Below are 14,980 nucleotides of genomic sequence, written 5' to 3'. Positions count from 1 at the left end.
GACCTGTGGATCGACGCTTAGGTCGCGTAATCCTTCAAGGAGGCGAGTCTTGCCTCTTCGGCTTCTGCCGGAGATTCCGCGCAGTTGCCGTCCAGATCGTCTTCCAACGGCTCGAAAGCGAAGGACTGGCGCTCGCGGGCCATGAAGGCCGTGGGCATGACGGCCTGCATCTCGGCCTCGGCGGCTTTCAGGAAGGCGTCGTCGTGACCGGGATAGAGGTGGAAGATCGCCAGCGCCTTCACGCCGGCGCTCTGGGCGAGTTCGACGCCCTTCTGCCAGGTGGAATGACCCCAGCCGCGGCAATAGGAATATTCGGCGTCGGAGAACATGCCGTCGAAGACCATGAGGTCGGTGCCGCGCACGAATTCCGCGAGGCTGGGATCCGGCCACGGATCGCTGTGCTCCACGTCGCTGATGTAGCAGATGCTGCGGCCCCGGTGGCTGATGCGGAAGCCCGTGGCGCCGCCGGGATGGTTCAGGAGGTGGGTTTCGATCCGCGTTCCGTCGTCGAGAACGAGCGGGTCGCCCGCTCTGAAGCCGTGGTGCTCGAAACGGGCGGGAAGCTGGCTGAGGCGCACGGGAAAGAGCGGCGGGGCGAAGATGCGGTTCAGGGGCTCCATGGCGCTTTCCCCCTCCAGATGGCCGCAATAGGTGCGGATCACCCGTTCCTTGGAGAGGAGGGCCGGCTTGAAGAAGGGAAGGCCGCTGATATGGTCGAGATGAAGGTGGCTGAGGAGAATGTCGATCTTGTCGGGCGCGGCGGCGCCGAGATCGGTGCCGAGGGCGGAGAGACCGGTTCCCGCATCGAGGATGAACAGGCGCTCCCCGCAGCGGACCTCGACGCATGGCGTATGCGAGCCGAACTCGACGAATTGGGGGCCGGATGCGCAGGTGGAGCCGCGAATGCCCCAGAACCGGACCCGCAACGCGTCAGAGGATGCAACACGCCTTACCATTTCAGGATCATGACCAATCGAAAACCCTGCTTATGTGCGCCAGCGCACATCAATAAGCTGCCCCCGAGCGGGACGGCAGGTCAAGGTAAATATATCACGCACTCAGCGCCTCGATAGGCCTGATGCGGCGATCCACCACCGGCTCGCCCCGCTCGAAATGGATAACGACATCGAAGGGCGGTTGATCCATGGCCGGCGAGATCGACGGCGTCACGAGGATCAGCCCGCGCCCGACGAAGGCACGGCGCAGGTTGGTGACGAGCCTGTCGGCGGCAGGGCCCGGCAGGCCGTCGAGCGCCCGCTGCACCACGAGGATGCTTGGACGGCGCACGAGGCCGCGCACCAGATCGATGGCCGCAATCTCGCTCAAGGTGAGGTCGTCGCCCTGCGGATCGACCGGCGTGTCGAGCCCGATGCGCGAGACCTCGCCGTCGAGGCCCCGCTGCGTCAGGATGCGGCGTGTCACCTCCTGCACCGCCTCGAGCGCACCGGCCTGATCGGCCACGATGCGTCCGAAGAGCAGGTTGTCCTGAAGGCTGGCCGCCGCACAGAAGCGTCCCTCGTCGTAGAACTCGATCGCGGATTTCAGGCTCACCGGCAGCATGCGGGCGAAATCCGCGCGGGCGACGAGGATCTGCTCTTCCATGGAAGGTTCGAGCAGGCCGAGGCGATGCCGGCTCTCGTTGTAGCGCAAAGCGAGGCCGATCAGGCGCTCCCGGTCCCGCGAGGTCTGGTCGCTGCGTCGCTGCTCGTTCCTGCGGTCGACGAGATCCTGGAAATAGGGACGGTCCGCCGCCGAGAAGAACGAGAAGCGTTCGAAGAGCGGGGATCCGTCCGGAATGTCGGAGAAGATCTCGATCATGCTCGTGGCGATCGACAGACCCATCCGGGCCAGCGGCTTGGTGAGCTCGTTCGCCTCCAGGATTGCCCGGACGAAGGGGTGGCTCGACAGGTGGTCTTCCTGGAAGGAATCGCCGATGGGCTTTCCGAACAGCAGGTTCTCGCCGACCGTCGCATAGCGGTTGTAGCGCGTGGCGCTGAAGGGATCGACGAAGCGGTCGATCTGTTCGGCGGCGAGCGCCGCCTGCACGGCGCCGCGCGCTTCCACGATGGCGGCGGCCAGTTTCGGCTCCCGCTCCGGATCGAGGGTTCCCGAGAGGCCGCGGGCATGGGTCAGGCGGTCGAGGCCCGCGACCATGATGGCCTCGGAGAGGCGGTGCTGGAGCTCGGCCTCCGGGGCCGAGGCGCCGTAGAGCATGTTGTCCCGCAAGCTGCCCTCGATCAGCACCGTGTTGCCCGTGAAGGCGATGCGCCGGCTGCGTTCCACCGGATCGGCCGCCGAGAGTTCGATGCCACCATAGGTCAGACGTCCGAACGACGGAGGAAGCTGGCCGCTCATGAGGGCTGCGAGCAGCCGTGGGCCCGCATCCCCGTCGCCCACCAGGGCCACGTGGGACGGGAAGGCGAGGTTCAGGTTGACCGAGGTCACCCGCGCGCCGCTGGCGGGGTCGTAGGCCGAGACGCCCTGGGCCACGAGCGCGCCGCTGTCGGGGAGGCCGGCCTTGCCCTTCAGGGCCGCGCGCAGCTTCAGCGGTCCCAATCCCTTGCCGAGATCGATGAGGAGCGCCCGCGCCCTCAAGGCGAGCCGGTGCCACTGGACCACCTCGCGGGTGCCGTAGGAGGCCAGCGCCGCCGCGAGGACGCAGGCCGCGACCGTTCCGGCCGTGATGGGACGTTCCTGCGAGAACCACGCGCCCAGCGCGAGGATCGACAGGGGAGCCACCATGAGCACGGCCGCGGAGGCCGCTTCGGCCAAGGCCAGGCGGTATTCCCATCGCATCACGGGCCGATGGCTCGACACCAGCGCCTCGCGCACCCGGTTGCGCTCGTAGGGAGCGGTGCCGTGGGCGCGCAGGGCCGGGATGCGATGTTCCAGGGCCTCGAACACGGTCTCGGCCTCGTCGCCCTCCCGGTGCCGGGCGGCGGTGGCGTCGAACCGCAGCAGGGAACGCCGGGCGCTCACGATGGCGCCGAGCGACAGGACCACGGCCAGGGTGGCGCCGAGGTGCCAATCCATGACGAACACATAGGCGCAGGCAAGGCCGATCATGCCGCCCAGCTTCACCGGCATGAGAAGGCTCGAGCCCAGCACGCCGCTTTCCCGCGCCAGTCCACGGCCGGCCAGGGCCGTCACCATGGCGATCTCGTCATGGGAGGCGGACGGCACCTTGAGGATGACGTCGAGGGCGGCCGACTGGGTTTTCGTGAGCATCCTCAGGCCGATGCCGGCCACCAGCCATTCGAAGCCGACCAGGATCAGGCCGAGGAGCAGGGGGATGAGCAGGATGCCGACGATCGATGCCAGCGCGAAAGCCTCGGAACCCAGCAGGATGCCCGGGAACAGGACGAGGGGATCGGACCGGAGACCGGCCGGCGGCGAGATAATGACCCGCAGGAAGGATTCCGGGGTGTCCCAGCCGCCCGCTCCCCCGGTCGCCCGGTCGACGATCACGTGGACGAGGTCGAAGCCCACGAGGATGAGAAGGCCCGCCAGGGCCAGAAGTCCAAATCCGACGAGATGGCGAACAGGAGATGTTTTCCACGCCAGGCGCAGCGGATCGCGCTCCACGACAACTCCCAAGGGCAACTCCAACGATCAGGTTCAGGTAACGTAGATGGAACCTAAAGCATTTTTCGGCGAATGGGACGACCTTGGCTGTTAAAAAGTGCGTTGCAGCACCAGATGGCCCGAACAAGGCCGAGGGAGCAGCCCCGAAGGCAGGCTCAGGAAGGGCCGGCAAGCTCCTTCCGTTCCCGCGTTCCTGGGAGGGACGGCCGGTTGAGACCTTTCCGTCATCCCGGTCGGCCGGATCCTTAGAGCACGAACCAGCCCTTGCTGAGTTCGAGGGAGCCTTTCAGCTTGATCACGGCCTCCGCCGCCTTGTCGTTGTCGGTGTTGAGATAGACGTAAGTGGCGCTCTTCGTCTTCTCGAAACGCACCTCGCCCGCCTTGCTGAAGTCCTTCCTGCCGATGAAGGCGAACTTCTGGTCGCCGCGCTTGCGTGTGTCAGCGTCGATGGCGGAGAGGTCGATCCTGTCTCCCTGCCGCCGCGAGAAATCGAGGATGATGTCCGCCTTCTTCTTGGACGCACTTGTCTCCCGGTCGTCGAACGCGAACACGTCGCGGCCGACCCCGCCTGTGAGCCTGTCCTGGCCGAGGCCGCCGCTCAACCGGTCGTCGCCGGCTCCGCCGTTCATGACATCCGCATCCGCACTGCCGTTCATGGCGTCGGCATCCGCACCGCCATCCATGACGTCGGCGCCTGTACCGCCGTCCATGACGTCGGCACCCGCACCGCCATCGAGCCGGTCGTTGCCTCCTGCTCCGTTGAGAATGTTGCGGAACGCATCGCCGGTGAGAGTATCGTGGCCCGCGCTGCCCGAGAGCGTGTCGGCGAGCGCGGTGTTGCGCACCATGGTGCCGGTACCGACGTCAATGGTATGGGCCACGTTCCAGGTGAGCGCGCCCTCGACCAGGGTGACAGTGGCGGCCTTGGAGCCGGTCGAGGCATAGGCGTGGTTGAACGCGGCGCGTCCGGCGGTGGGTATCACAACGCTGCTGGTGCCGTCGCCCCAGGCGATGCTGGCGCTGGAGGCGTTGCCGACGGCGAGCGTCGTCTCGAGGAAGCGGCCTTCGGCGATGGCCGCCGCATGTTCTTTGTAGAACAGATCGACGCGGAAGATGTCGAATGCGTCGTTCATATCGCCAGCGATGAGGTTGGAGGCGAGGCTGCCGAATGTTACGTATCGTCCATCTAGGCTGAACTGGGCTTCTGCGCTGAGGTCATTTGCCTCTGCTCCAGTGGCGGTGGTGGAGAGACGGGTGACGGCACCGGTGCTCAGGTCCTTGACGAAGATGTCCTGTTCGCCATTGAGATCGTTGGCAACCAAGTTGGATGCGTCACTTTCAAACACAATATAACGCCCGTCCGGACTGAAGCGAGCGTTGGTGCTGCTGCCGTTTGCCTGTGTGCCATTGGCGGTGGTGGACAGGCGGGTGACGGCACCGGTGCTCAGGTCCTTGACGAAGATGTCATATTTACCGTTGGTGTCGCTACTGGCCAGGTTGGTGGCCAGGCTTTCGAACACCACGTAGCGTCCGTCGGGGCTGAACTGAGGGTTCGAGCTGTCTCCGTTGGTCTCAGCTCCGCCTAAGCCGGTGGACAGGCGTGTGACGGCGCCGGTGCTCAGATCCTTGAGGAATATATCGCGGCTATCACGATCTGTCGTGCCGGTGCCATCGCCGTCCAGGTTGGAAGCCGAGCTTTCGAACACCATGAAGTGGCCGTTTGGGCTGAACCGAGGATTCCAGCTGTCGTCGTTCGCTGCAGTTCCGTTGGCGGCGGTGGAGAGGCGGGTGACGGTACCGGTGTTCAGATCCTTGAGGAAGATATCACTTATTTTGTTGTTGGTGTCGTCGGCGACGAGGCTGGGGGCCCTGCTTGCAAACACCACATAATGTCCGTCCGGGCTGAACCGAGCATCAAAGCTATCAAGCTCTCTTCCATATTGCGGTTCTTCAACGGCTCCAACCGGGGTCGATAGACGCGTGATGGCGCCGGTGATCAGGTTCTTGAGGAAAATGTCGGTACTACGATTGTTGTCGGCACCGTCGACCAGATTGGTGGCCGTGCTTTCGAACACCACATAGTGCCCATCCGGGCTGAACCGAGGGTTATAGCTGTCTCCGTTGGTCTCAGCTCCGCCTAAGCGGGTGGACAGGCGTGTGACGGCGCCGGTGCTCAGATCCTTGAGGAAGATGTCGCTGTTATCCCTGGTGTCGCCGGCGACCAGGTTGGTGGCGCTACTATTGAACACCACGAAGCGTCCATCGGGGCTGAAGTGAGGATTACTGCTGCTCTCGTTTGCCTCGGCTCCATTGGCCGCGGTCGAGATCCGTGCCAGGACATTGGCATTGGTTGGACGGAAGACGGATTGCACGGACAGGAACATGTTGGGCCTCCTAAAGCCGCTCAAGAATCAAGGTGCTAAGCTAGGCCGATTGTCCCGTGGACCACTCTCTGAATGGAGGGGGATGGGTGCGCAGGCGCACGTCACGCCGAGGCAAGCACCAGGATTCCCATCCCCCTATCCAGGATTGACATCCTTCACATGGAACGGGGCCGTCCCTGCGCCGTTAAGCGCTAAGCTTGACCATGCTCAGGAGATCAATATGCGCCGCGCCGTTCTCTCCGTTGCCGCCCTTGCTGCTCTTGCTGCCTTCGGTGCCACCGAGGCCCAGGCTCAGAACCGGGGGCGTGTCGGTGTCCTGTCCTGCAGCGTCTCGGGCGGGATCGGCCTGATCGTCACGTCGCAGAAGACCACGCTCTGCACCTTCAATCCCCGGCGTGGGCGGCCCGAGCGCTATGTGGGGGCGATCCGCCGGTTCGGGCTCGATATCGGGGCGACGAGGCGCGGCATCCTGACCTGGGCCGTGTTCTCCCGCGGCAGCGTGGCGCCGGGGTCCCTCGCCGGCAGCTACGTGGGCGGAACCGCCGAGGCGACGGCCGGTGCCGGCGTCGGCGCCAACGTCCTGGTCGGCGGCTCGAACCGGAGCATTTCCCTCCAGCCCCTGTCCGTCAGTGGCCAGACCGGCCTCAATTTTGCCCTTGGGGTAGCCGATTTCGAACTGCGCCCGGCGCGATAGGCGGCCTGCGCGTCAAAGCCCGGCATTCCGTGTCATCCCTGCGGATGCCACAGCGGAATGACGCCGCCATGTCATCACCGGCCTTGTGCCGGTGATCCCGATTGAATGAAACGCTGAGCCTCTCAGTCCCGCCCATTTCTACGTCCACCCTCCCGCGTACAATCCCTCTTGCCATTCCGCATCGAGAGGCAGAGCATCGGTTGACGCGCCGGCTAAAAAGGGCGTCGGGTCCGATGCTTCAGAAGAGCGCGCCGATGAATGGGGCAGGGAGGATGACGTCCTATGGCACCCAACGGCAGACCAGGTTCGGGCCCGCGATGCATTGCAATCGTCGGCCCGTTTCAGAGCGGCAAGACCACGCTTCTCGAAGCCATCGTGGAGCGGTGTGGAGCGATCTCGCGCGCGGGCCGCGTGTCCAATGGCGACAGTGTCGGCGATGCGAGCGCGGAGGCCCGTGCCCATGCCATGAGCATCGAGCCCAACGTGGCGACGGTCGAGTTTCTCGGCGAGAGCATGACCTTCGTGGACTGCCCCGGCTCGACGGAATTCCTGCACGAGATGCGCAACGTCACGCCGGTCTGCGATGCGGCAATCGTCGTCTGCGAGGCGGACGAGCGCAAGATTCCGGCCCTTGAGATCATCCTGCGGGAGCTCGAAGAAGCTGATATCCCGCGCTTCCTCTTCATCAACAAGATCGATACCGCGACCCAGCGCGTCCGCGAGACGCTCGCGCTGCTGCAGCAAGCCTCGCGGACACCCTTGCTCCTGCGCCAGATCCCGCTCTGGAAGGACGGCATCGCCGTCGGCTTCATCGATCTCGCCCTGGAGCGCGCCTTCATCTATCGCGAGCACGCGCCGAGCGAGATCGTGGACCTGCCCGAGGGGGAATTGCCCCGCGAGAAGGAAGCGCGTTTCGCCATGCTCGAACGCTTGGCCGATTACGACGACGAACTCATGGAGGAACTGATCTCGGAGATCGAGCCACCGCGCGACCAGGTCTTTGACGACCTCTCCAAGGAATTGAGGGAGCGGCATGTGGTGCCGGTCCTGATCGGCTCGGCGGAGCGCGGCAACGGCATCAACCGGCTTCTCAAGGCGCTGCGCCACGAGGCGCCGACCCTGGCGGATACGCGTGCGCGCCTCGGCATTCCAGAGGAAGGTGCTCCCCTGGGGCAGGCCATGAAGACCCTGCATATGGGCCAGGGCGGCAAGCTGACCCTCGCGCGTGTCATGCGCGGCAGTTTCCATGAAGGCGACAATGTGGTCGGCTCACGCGGGGCGGATGTGCGGATCGGCAGCCTCGTCACGCTCCTCGGTAGCACGATGAACCGCAAGACGGAGGCGGTGGCCGGCGATACGGTCGGCTTCGGCCGGCTGGAGGGGATCGCGACCGGGGACGCCTTCGCGGCCGGGAAGGCACGGCCCGAGGCCATTGTCTCGTCCGCACCGCCCGAATCCGTCTACGTGCTCGCTCTCAAGGTGCGGGATCGCAAGGACGACGTACGCCTGTCGAGCGCGCTTGCCAAGATCACCGAGGAGGACCCGTCCCTGGTGGTCGAGACCCGGCCCGAGATGGGCGAGATCCGGCTTCACGGCCAGGGCGAGATGCATCTGCGCGTGGCCGTTGAGAAGCTCGCCTCGCGCTTCCAGGTCGGAGTCGAGACGGCCAAGCCCCGGGTGGCCTATTGCGAGACGATCAAGCTGCCCGCCGCCGCCCGCGGGAGGCATCGCAAGCAGACCGGCGGGCACGGCCAGTTCGGCGACGTGATGATCGAGATCAGGCCGCTGCCGCGCGGGGAGGGGTTCGCGTTCCAGGACCAGATCACCGGCGGCGTGGTGCCGCGCCAGTACATCCCGTCGGTCGAGACCGGCGTGCGGGATTCGCTCAAATGCGGGCCTCTCGGTTTCCCCGTGGTCGATCTTGCCGTGACGCTGACGGACGGCTCGTACCACACGGTGGATTCGTCCGACGCGGCCTTCCAGGCGGCCGCCAGGCTCGCCCTCGCGGAGGCCCTGCCGAAGGCCAAGCCCGTGCTGCTGGAGCCGGTGCTGTCGGTGGAGATCACGATCCCGTCCGAGGCCCTGTCCAAGGCGACGGCCCTCGTGACCGGACGGCGTGGGCAGATCCAGGGCTATGACGAACGGCCCGGATGGTCCGGCTGGCAGGTGCTGAGTGCCACCATCCCGGAATCCGAGATCGGCGACCTCATCGTGGAGCTGCGCTCGGCCACGGCCGGTGTCGGGACCTTCTCGACCCGGTTCGACCACATGGCCGAACTGAGCGGCCGCCCGGCCGACATCGTGCTGCAGAAGGCGCATTGAGCGTTTAGGGGCTGACACCCACCACGTCATGGCCGTCCCCGGACTTGATCCGGGGATCAGTCCCGGCCATCCCGCTTCTGTAGAGCGCTGCGCTTTGCACAATCGGGATCGCCGGCACAAGGCCGGTGATAACGTGAAAGGATGAGGACAAAGGCCCTCATCCAATCGTTCATCTCTAAACTATTTCCATCGACAAACGGCCTCGCCCGCGCCAAGTTATCCTCCTATGGAGACGCCATCTCCCAGGAAGCCAACCTCGCCGCGAAGCGGAGGACAACAATGACCGTGTCGACCCCGGCCCCTGCCACGGCAGGCGCGACGGATTCCCATGCCACCCGTCCCTGGCTCCAATCCTATCCCGTGCAGGTTCCCAAGACGATCGACGAGACCAGGATCGGCACGCTCAACGACATCTTCCGTCAGGCCGTCGCCGATTATCCGAACCGGGCCGCCGTCGAGAGCTTCGGCACGCGCATGACCTACGCAGTCCTGGGGCGGGAGGCCGATGCGGTCGCCTCATGGCTTCAAGGACAGGGGCTGAAGAAGGGCGACCGGGTGGCGATCATGCTGCCGAACGTCATGGCCTTTCCGGCGATCCTGTTCGGGGTGCTACTCGCCGGGGGCACGGTGGTCAACGTCAACCCGCTCTATACCCCGCGCGAGCTGACCTACCAGCTCAAGGATTCCGGGGCACGCTTCCTGTTCGTGCTCGAGAACTTCGCCGCGACAGTCGAGGAATCCCTGCCGGACCTGAATCTCGACCGGGTGGTTCTGGTCACGCCCGGCGATCTCCTCGGCCTCAAGGGAGCCATCGTCAATCTGGTCTCGCGCCATGTGAAGAAGGCGGTGAAGCCCTTCAGCCTGCCGCAGGCCGTTGCCTTCAGGACCGTCATCGTCAATGGCGCCAGGCAGAAGCCCCAGGTTGTGGCCGTATCGGCCGACGACGTCGCCTTCCTGCAATATACGGGCGGCACCACGGGCATCGCAAAGGGCGCGACCCTGCTCCACCGCAACGTGGCGGCCAACGTGCTCCAGTGCGAAGCCTGGATGCGGCCGTTCTTCGGCGACCGGGAGGACCACGTGATGGTCACCGCCCTGCCGCTCTATCACATCTTCGCCCTCACGGTCTGCGCCATGCTAATGACTCGGATCGGCGGGTGCCAGCTCCTGATTGCCAATCCGCGCGACATCCCGGGCTTCGTCAAGACCCTGCAGAAGAGCCGCATCACCCTCATGTCCGGCCTCAACACCCTCTACAACGCGCTCGCCAACGCGCCGGGCATCGAGAAGGTCGACTTCTCCCAGATGGTCTTCTCCGTCTCCGGCGGCATGGCCACCCAGGAGGCCGTGGCGAAAAAATGGAAAGCGGTGACTGGGCAGCCCATCGTCGAGGGTTACGGCCTGTCGGAGACCTCGCCGGTGGTCTGCGCCAACAGGCTCGACATCGAGGAGTTCACCGGCACCATCGGCTATCCGCTGCCCTCGACCGATGTCTCCATCCGCGCCAGCGACGGGACGGCTCTTGCGCCCGGCGAGCGAGGGGAACTCTGCGTGAAGGGACCCCAGGTCATGGCGGGCTACTGGCAGCGGCCCGACGAGACCGCGAAGGTCATGACCGAGGACGGCTGGTTCCGGACCGGCGACGTGGCGGTAATGCTGCCCGACGGTCAGATCAAGATCGTCGACCGGATGAAGGACATGGTCCTCGTGTCCGGTTTCAACGTCTATCCGAACGAAGTGGAAGACGTGATCGTCAAACATCCAGGTGTCATGGAAGCAGCCGTCATCGGCCTGCCGGACGAACATTCAGGCGAGGCGGTGGTGGCCTACGTGGTCCGCAGGGATCAGGCTCTCACCATCGAGGAGCTGCGCGAATTCTGCCGGGAGAACCTCACCGGCTACAAGGTGCCGCGCCGGATCGAATTCCGGGACACCCTTCCGAAGACCAATGTGGGCAAGGTTCTGCGCCGCGCTCTCAAGGAAGAGGTCGGGCAAGGTCGGTCTTGATCGCGACCGCGAGGCCAAAAAAAGCCGGGCACGAAGCCCGGCTAAAGTAGAGGTCCGACAAAAGTCAAAACCTTCCAGAGGGAACGGCCGACACGGCAGCGCCGGGAGGAAGAAAAGCGGTGCCGCGTTGAAATCAGCCACGGGTGATATCGACTGCTGGGCGCCTATTTGCAATGCAGCATGCCTCATAAAAGGGCTGCGCAAAGCGCATGGCTCGTGTCATCTGGCGGACAAAATTGGAGCAGCTATCGAGCTTGGCGGAGGATTCGGGTCAGAACGTCCAGCGCTGGGCCTTGGAGATCAGGAAATCGCGAAAGGCCTGAACGCGGGCAACAGAGCGCATTTCCTCGGCATAGACGAGATAACTGTCGAGTGACGGCATCTCCACGTCCCGCAGGATCTGGGTCAGGTCCGGATTGCCGACCACCGCGTAATCCGGCAGCACGGCGATGCCCGCTCCCGTCTCGACCGCCAGTTTCAGGGCCGTGATGTTGTTCACGACGTAGTGATACTGGCGCGGCTCGCGCCCCTCGCGTCCGGCTGTCGAAAGCCAGTGAACGGCCATGAGATAAGACGGTTGGTCGCCGCCGAAGGAGACGATCCGGTGCTCGTCCAGATCCTCCAGGGTCTTGGGCTCGCCGAACCGCTTCAGGTAATCGGCCGAGGCATAGACGTGGAAATGCACCGTGAAGAGGCGGCGTTGAATCAGGTCCGGCTGGGCCGGGCGACGCAGGCGGATCGCCACATCGGCCTCGCGCATGGCGAGATCCAGCTCCTCATTGGACAGGATCAGCTCGACCCGGACGTCGGGATAAAGATCCAGAAACTCGGCAATGCGCTGGGCGAGCCAGATGGAGCCGAGGCCGACGGTCGTCGTGACTTTCAATTCGCCTGAGGGCCGCTCGCTGGTCTCGACGAGACGCGCCTTCGTGGTTTCCAGCCGCATGCGCATGTCGCGCGCAGCCCGGAACAGCAGGTCGCCCTGCTCAGTCAAGATCAGGCCCCGGGCGTGGCGGTGGAAGAGGGGGGCCTTCAATTCGCGCTCGAGGGCGCTGATCTGGCGGCTGACGGCCGATTGGCTCAAACCCAGATCGTCTCCGGCTCGGGTGAAGCTGCCAGCTTCAGCGACCGTATAGAAAATCCGGATTTTATCCCAGTCCACGGCGTTCCCCTCATGCCTCGCATGCTCCTGACGCAAGGCAACTCTTATCTCTTATGAGCCGAGGGTCTGATGCAACAGGAAATCGGCCTGAGGACTAACCAGTTGTTAATAAACTTTATTCGGCAGCTTCCTGGGTGGCTTCCAGGGCGGCCAAGTAGCGCTCCGCGTCCAGGGCCGCCATGCAGCCCATGCCTGCCGAGGTGACGGCCTGCCGATAGATATCGTCCGTCACGTCGCCGGCCGCGAACACGCCGGGAATGTTGGTCTCGGTCGTGCCGGGCTTCGTCAGCAGATAACCGCCGGACTTCATGTCGAGCTGGCCGGCGAAGAGTTCCGTCGCGGGCTTGTGGCCGATCGCGATGAACACACCATCGGTCTTGAAATCCGACGCCTCGCCCGAAACGAGGTTCTTGAGCCGCACATGCGTGACGGAGGAGGGGTTTTCCGAGCCGCAGATCTCCTCGACGGCCGAGTTCCAGATCACCTCGACCTTGGGGTGCTTGAACAGGCGATCCTGCAGGATGCGCTCGGCGCGCAGGGAATCCCGGCGGTGGACCAGGGTGACCTTGGACGCAAGGTTGGCGAGGTAGAGCGCCTCCTCGACGGCCGTATTGCCGCCGCCCACCACCACGACCTCCTTGCCGCGATAGAAGAAACCGTCGCAGGTGGCACAGGCCGAGACGCCGAAGCCTTGGAACAGGCCCTCCGATGGCAGTCCCAGCCACTTGGCCTGGGCGCCGGTCGCGACGATCAGCGCGTCGCAGGTATAGGTTTCGCCAGAATCGCCCTCGAGCCGGAAGGGGCGCTGCTTCAGGTCCACCTTGGTGATGTGGTCGGAAATCATGTGGGTGCCCACATGCTCGGCCTGCATGCGCATCTGCTCCATGAGCCAGGGGCCCTGGATCACGTCGGCAAAGCCCGGGTAGTTCTCCACGTCCGTGGTGATCATGAGCTGACCGCCGGGCTGGAAACCGGAGATCATCACGGGCTCCAGCAAGGCGCGCGCCGCATAGATCGCTGCCGTATAGCCTGCCGGCCCCGAGCCGATAATGATGAGCTTGGCGTGAGAATGGGCCATCAGGGGGTCTCCAGTGATAGGGCGATGTCCGGCAGGCCGAGAGCACGGCGGTGACGCCTGAAGCCCTCGGCGATGGCCTTCGCGACCTTGGGTGTTGAATTTAGGGGTTCATAGGGCTGTCCTTCAAGACGACCCTCGAACGGATGCACAACTCCATGGGCCTTAAGGGCCTGCATGTAAACATCCAGTTTAGGATGGCCCCCCGAGGGTTCGAAGACGAGGATCGGCCGTCCCGTCACGGCGGCCTCGCCGATCATGTTGAACGAATCCGCCGTCGCGACGATGAAATCGGCCTGGGCGAGGAAATCCACATAGGGGTTCTCGTCGGTGCCGTCCCACAAGAAGCCGTTGTGCCCGGCGGCCAGACCCGTCAGCGCATCCCGCAGGGCCGGCGGCGTGCGGCGCGAAGCGGTGATCATCAGGCCAGCGCCCGTCTCAGCCACGGCCGTTAGGTGCTGGATGAAGAGGGAGACGTCGTCGTCCGTAAACCGATGATGGCGAGAGTTGCCGCCGGCCAGGACTGCGATGCGCGGACGGGGGAGATGCGCCAAGCGAGGATCGGGGTGGGTACGGGCCTCCGCGAGCTTCCCGGCCGAGATCCGATGCGGCGGGGTGAGGGTGTTGAGCACGTTGGGACCGCGCAGGCGGTCGTATTCGGGCGACCAGATGAAATCCGCCGTCTCCGGGCCTGTGCGGGGATCCTTGAGGAATACCGTGTAGGTTCGCCCACCGGTGGCTTTCTTCACGTGACGCAGGTAGGCCACAGCCCGGCGGCCCGAGGCGACGAGAAGGTCGGGGTAGGGGGGCGCGACAGGGCTGTCGGAAACCCCTGGCCGCTCACGGGGATCGATCGGCCCCCAGGGCATGAGCCAGCTGAAGGGCGGCCGCGGCTTGACTCGGCGGATCGCGGGGTTAAGGCCGAGGGCCTCCGTGACGCTCAGGGCCTGTAGCTCGTCTCCGGCCTTGCCGTCGCTCAGCACCCAGGTGATAAGACCGGTATCCTTGCGCAACATTCGATCAATGAGCCTGTGGAGTTCATGAAGTTCGTTGCGACTTAATCGCCTGTCCTTCTTGTGCAGACCCTCTACACGGTCTACTCAGCCAAGACGAGATTTTTTGACCTAATGCCGTATGGTCAGGCAAAGGCGGCTCCGCCCGTTCCCTGCCTGATCGTGCATGAGCGGAGTTACCGTGCGCGGACGCCTCGATTCCATCGACTGGGCCATTCTGAAAGAACTGCAAGCTGACGGCAGCATCACCAACGTGGAGCTCGCCCGGCGTGTCGGCCTATCGGCCCCGCCATGCCTGCGCCGTGTACGCGCGCTCGAAAGTGCCGGGATCATCAAGGCCTACCGGGCCATCCTCGACCCGAAGAACCTCGGCTTCGAGATCGTCTGCTTCGCCATGGTGCAGCTCGACATCCAGGGCAAGAAGGAGCTGCAGGAATTCGAGCAGCGGGTGAAGGAGTGGTCCATGGTCCGCGAGTGCTGGACCCTCTCGGGCGATATCGACTTCATCCTCAAATGCGTGGCTCCGAACCTCGCCTCCTTCCAGAGCTTGGTGTCCGAGCTCACCTCCCTGCCGAACGTGCGCAACGTCCGCACCGCGCTCACCCTCGACCTGATCAAGGACGAGCCGTTGGTGCCGATTGAGGACGTGGCGGAAGCCGAGGGTTGATGCGTCATCCCGGGACCACTGGACGAGAGGGGCGCCTCATACTGCGCCCGATCCCGGATTTTCGCGGCGCT

General features: G+C 64.8%; 10 protein-coding genes. 4 read left to right on the top strand and 6 right to left on the bottom strand.

The window, feature by feature from the left end; translation table 11 throughout:
- Window positions 1-17: 17 nt before the first annotated feature.
- From AB4097_RS12925 to AB4097_RS12915, 3 genes are all read right to left on the bottom strand, one after another.
- Entirely contained in the window at window positions 18-956 is a 939-nt protein-coding gene (locus AB4097_RS12925) for an MBL fold metallo-hydrolase (RefSeq protein ID WP_442040104.1), read from the bottom strand.
- A 94-nt stretch (window positions 957-1,050) separates the two neighbouring features.
- Window positions 1,051-3,597, bottom strand: a complete 2,547-nt coding sequence (locus tag AB4097_RS12920) for an ABC transporter ATP-binding protein (protein ID WP_442040102.1) — start codon at window positions 3,595-3,597, stop codon at window positions 1,051-1,053.
- Window positions 3,598-3,830: 233 nt separating this feature from the next.
- A complete protein-coding gene (locus AB4097_RS12915; protein ID WP_442040100.1) occupies window positions 3,831-5,969 on the bottom strand; it encodes a hypothetical protein in 2,139 nt (712 codons plus the stop codon).
- Between the two features lie 220 nt (window positions 5,970-6,189).
- Here AB4097_RS12915 and AB4097_RS12910 point away from each other — a divergent pair, with 220 nt between their 5' ends.
- The 3 genes from AB4097_RS12910 to AB4097_RS12900 all read left to right on the top strand — a co-directional run bounded on the left by AB4097_RS12910 (window position 6,190) and on the right by AB4097_RS12900 (window position 10,992).
- Window positions 6,190-6,663: a DUF992 domain-containing protein gene (locus tag AB4097_RS12910; protein WP_442040098.1), complete on the top strand. Its 474-nt coding sequence runs from the start codon at window positions 6,190-6,192 to the stop codon at window positions 6,661-6,663.
- A 282-nt stretch (window positions 6,664-6,945) separates the two neighbouring features.
- On the top strand, window positions 6,946-8,985 hold the full coding sequence (locus tag AB4097_RS12905; RefSeq protein ID WP_442040096.1) for an elongation factor G: 2,040 nt from the start codon (window positions 6,946-6,948) through the stop codon (window positions 8,983-8,985).
- Between the two features lie 279 nt (window positions 8,986-9,264).
- Complete coding sequence (locus tag AB4097_RS12900) at window positions 9,265-10,992, top strand: AMP-binding protein (RefSeq protein ID WP_442040094.1); 1,728 nt, start codon at window positions 9,265-9,267, stop codon at window positions 10,990-10,992.
- 271 nt (window positions 10,993-11,263) lie between these two features.
- Here AB4097_RS12900 and AB4097_RS12895 read toward each other — a convergent pair whose 3' ends face one another.
- The 3 genes from AB4097_RS12895 to AB4097_RS12885 form a co-directional block, all read right to left on the bottom strand.
- Window positions 11,264-12,154, bottom strand: coding sequence for a LysR family transcriptional regulator (locus AB4097_RS12895; RefSeq protein ID WP_442040092.1), 891 nt, complete (start codon window positions 12,152-12,154; stop codon window positions 11,264-11,266).
- 115 nt (window positions 12,155-12,269) lie between these two features.
- Window positions 12,270-13,232, bottom strand: a complete 963-nt coding sequence (trxB, locus tag AB4097_RS12890; protein WP_442040090.1) for a thioredoxin-disulfide reductase — start codon at window positions 13,230-13,232, stop codon at window positions 12,270-12,272.
- A complete protein-coding gene (locus AB4097_RS12885; RefSeq protein WP_442040088.1) occupies window positions 13,232-14,245 on the bottom strand; it encodes a mitochondrial fission ELM1 family protein in 1,014 nt (337 codons plus the stop codon). The genes trxB and AB4097_RS12885 overlap by 1 nt, the downstream gene beginning before the upstream one ends.
- 163 nt (window positions 14,246-14,408) lie before the next feature.
- On the opposite strand from AB4097_RS12885, the gene AB4097_RS12880 reads away from it, so the two are divergent.
- Window positions 14,409-14,909: an Lrp/AsnC family transcriptional regulator gene (locus AB4097_RS12880; RefSeq protein ID WP_442040086.1), complete on the top strand. Its 501-nt coding sequence runs from the start codon at window positions 14,409-14,411 to the stop codon at window positions 14,907-14,909.
- The last annotated feature ends 71 nt before the right edge of the window (window positions 14,910-14,980 follow it).

Origin of the sequence: Microvirga sp. 2MCAF35, from assembly GCF_052115545.1 — a bacterium.
Classification (GTDB): Bacteria; Pseudomonadota; Alphaproteobacteria; order Rhizobiales; family Beijerinckiaceae; genus Microvirga.
Note: the sequence above shows the minus strand (reverse complement) of the source record. Positions and strands in the feature narration are given on the sequence as shown.

What these genes read in the sequence shown, in the direction of transcription:
- AB4097_RS12885 (WP_442040088.1), bottom strand. Translation starts at nt 14,245, where the DNA reads ATGTTGCGCAAGGATACCGGTCTTATCACCTGGGTGCTGAGCGACGGC.
- AB4097_RS12880 (WP_442040086.1), top strand. Translation starts at nt 14,409, where the DNA reads ATGAGCGGAGTTACCGTGCGCGGACGCCTCGATTCCATCGACTGGGCC.
- AB4097_RS12905 (WP_442040096.1), top strand. Translation starts at nt 6,946, where the DNA reads ATGGCACCCAACGGCAGACCAGGTTCGGGCCCGCGATGCATTGCAATC.
- AB4097_RS12915 (WP_442040100.1), bottom strand. Translation starts at nt 5,969, where the DNA reads ATGTTCCTGTCCGTGCAATCCGTCTTCCGTCCAACCAATGCCAATGTC.
- trxB (WP_442040090.1), bottom strand. Translation starts at nt 13,232, where the DNA reads ATGGCCCATTCTCACGCCAAGCTCATCATTATCGGCTCGGGGCCGGCA.
- AB4097_RS12900 (WP_442040094.1), top strand. Translation starts at nt 9,265, where the DNA reads ATGACCGTGTCGACCCCGGCCCCTGCCACGGCAGGCGCGACGGATTCC.
- AB4097_RS12910 (WP_442040098.1), top strand. Translation starts at nt 6,190, where the DNA reads ATGCGCCGCGCCGTTCTCTCCGTTGCCGCCCTTGCTGCTCTTGCTGCC.
- AB4097_RS12925 (WP_442040104.1), bottom strand. Translation starts at nt 956, where the DNA reads ATGGTAAGGCGTGTTGCATCCTCTGACGCGTTGCGGGTCCGGTTCTGG.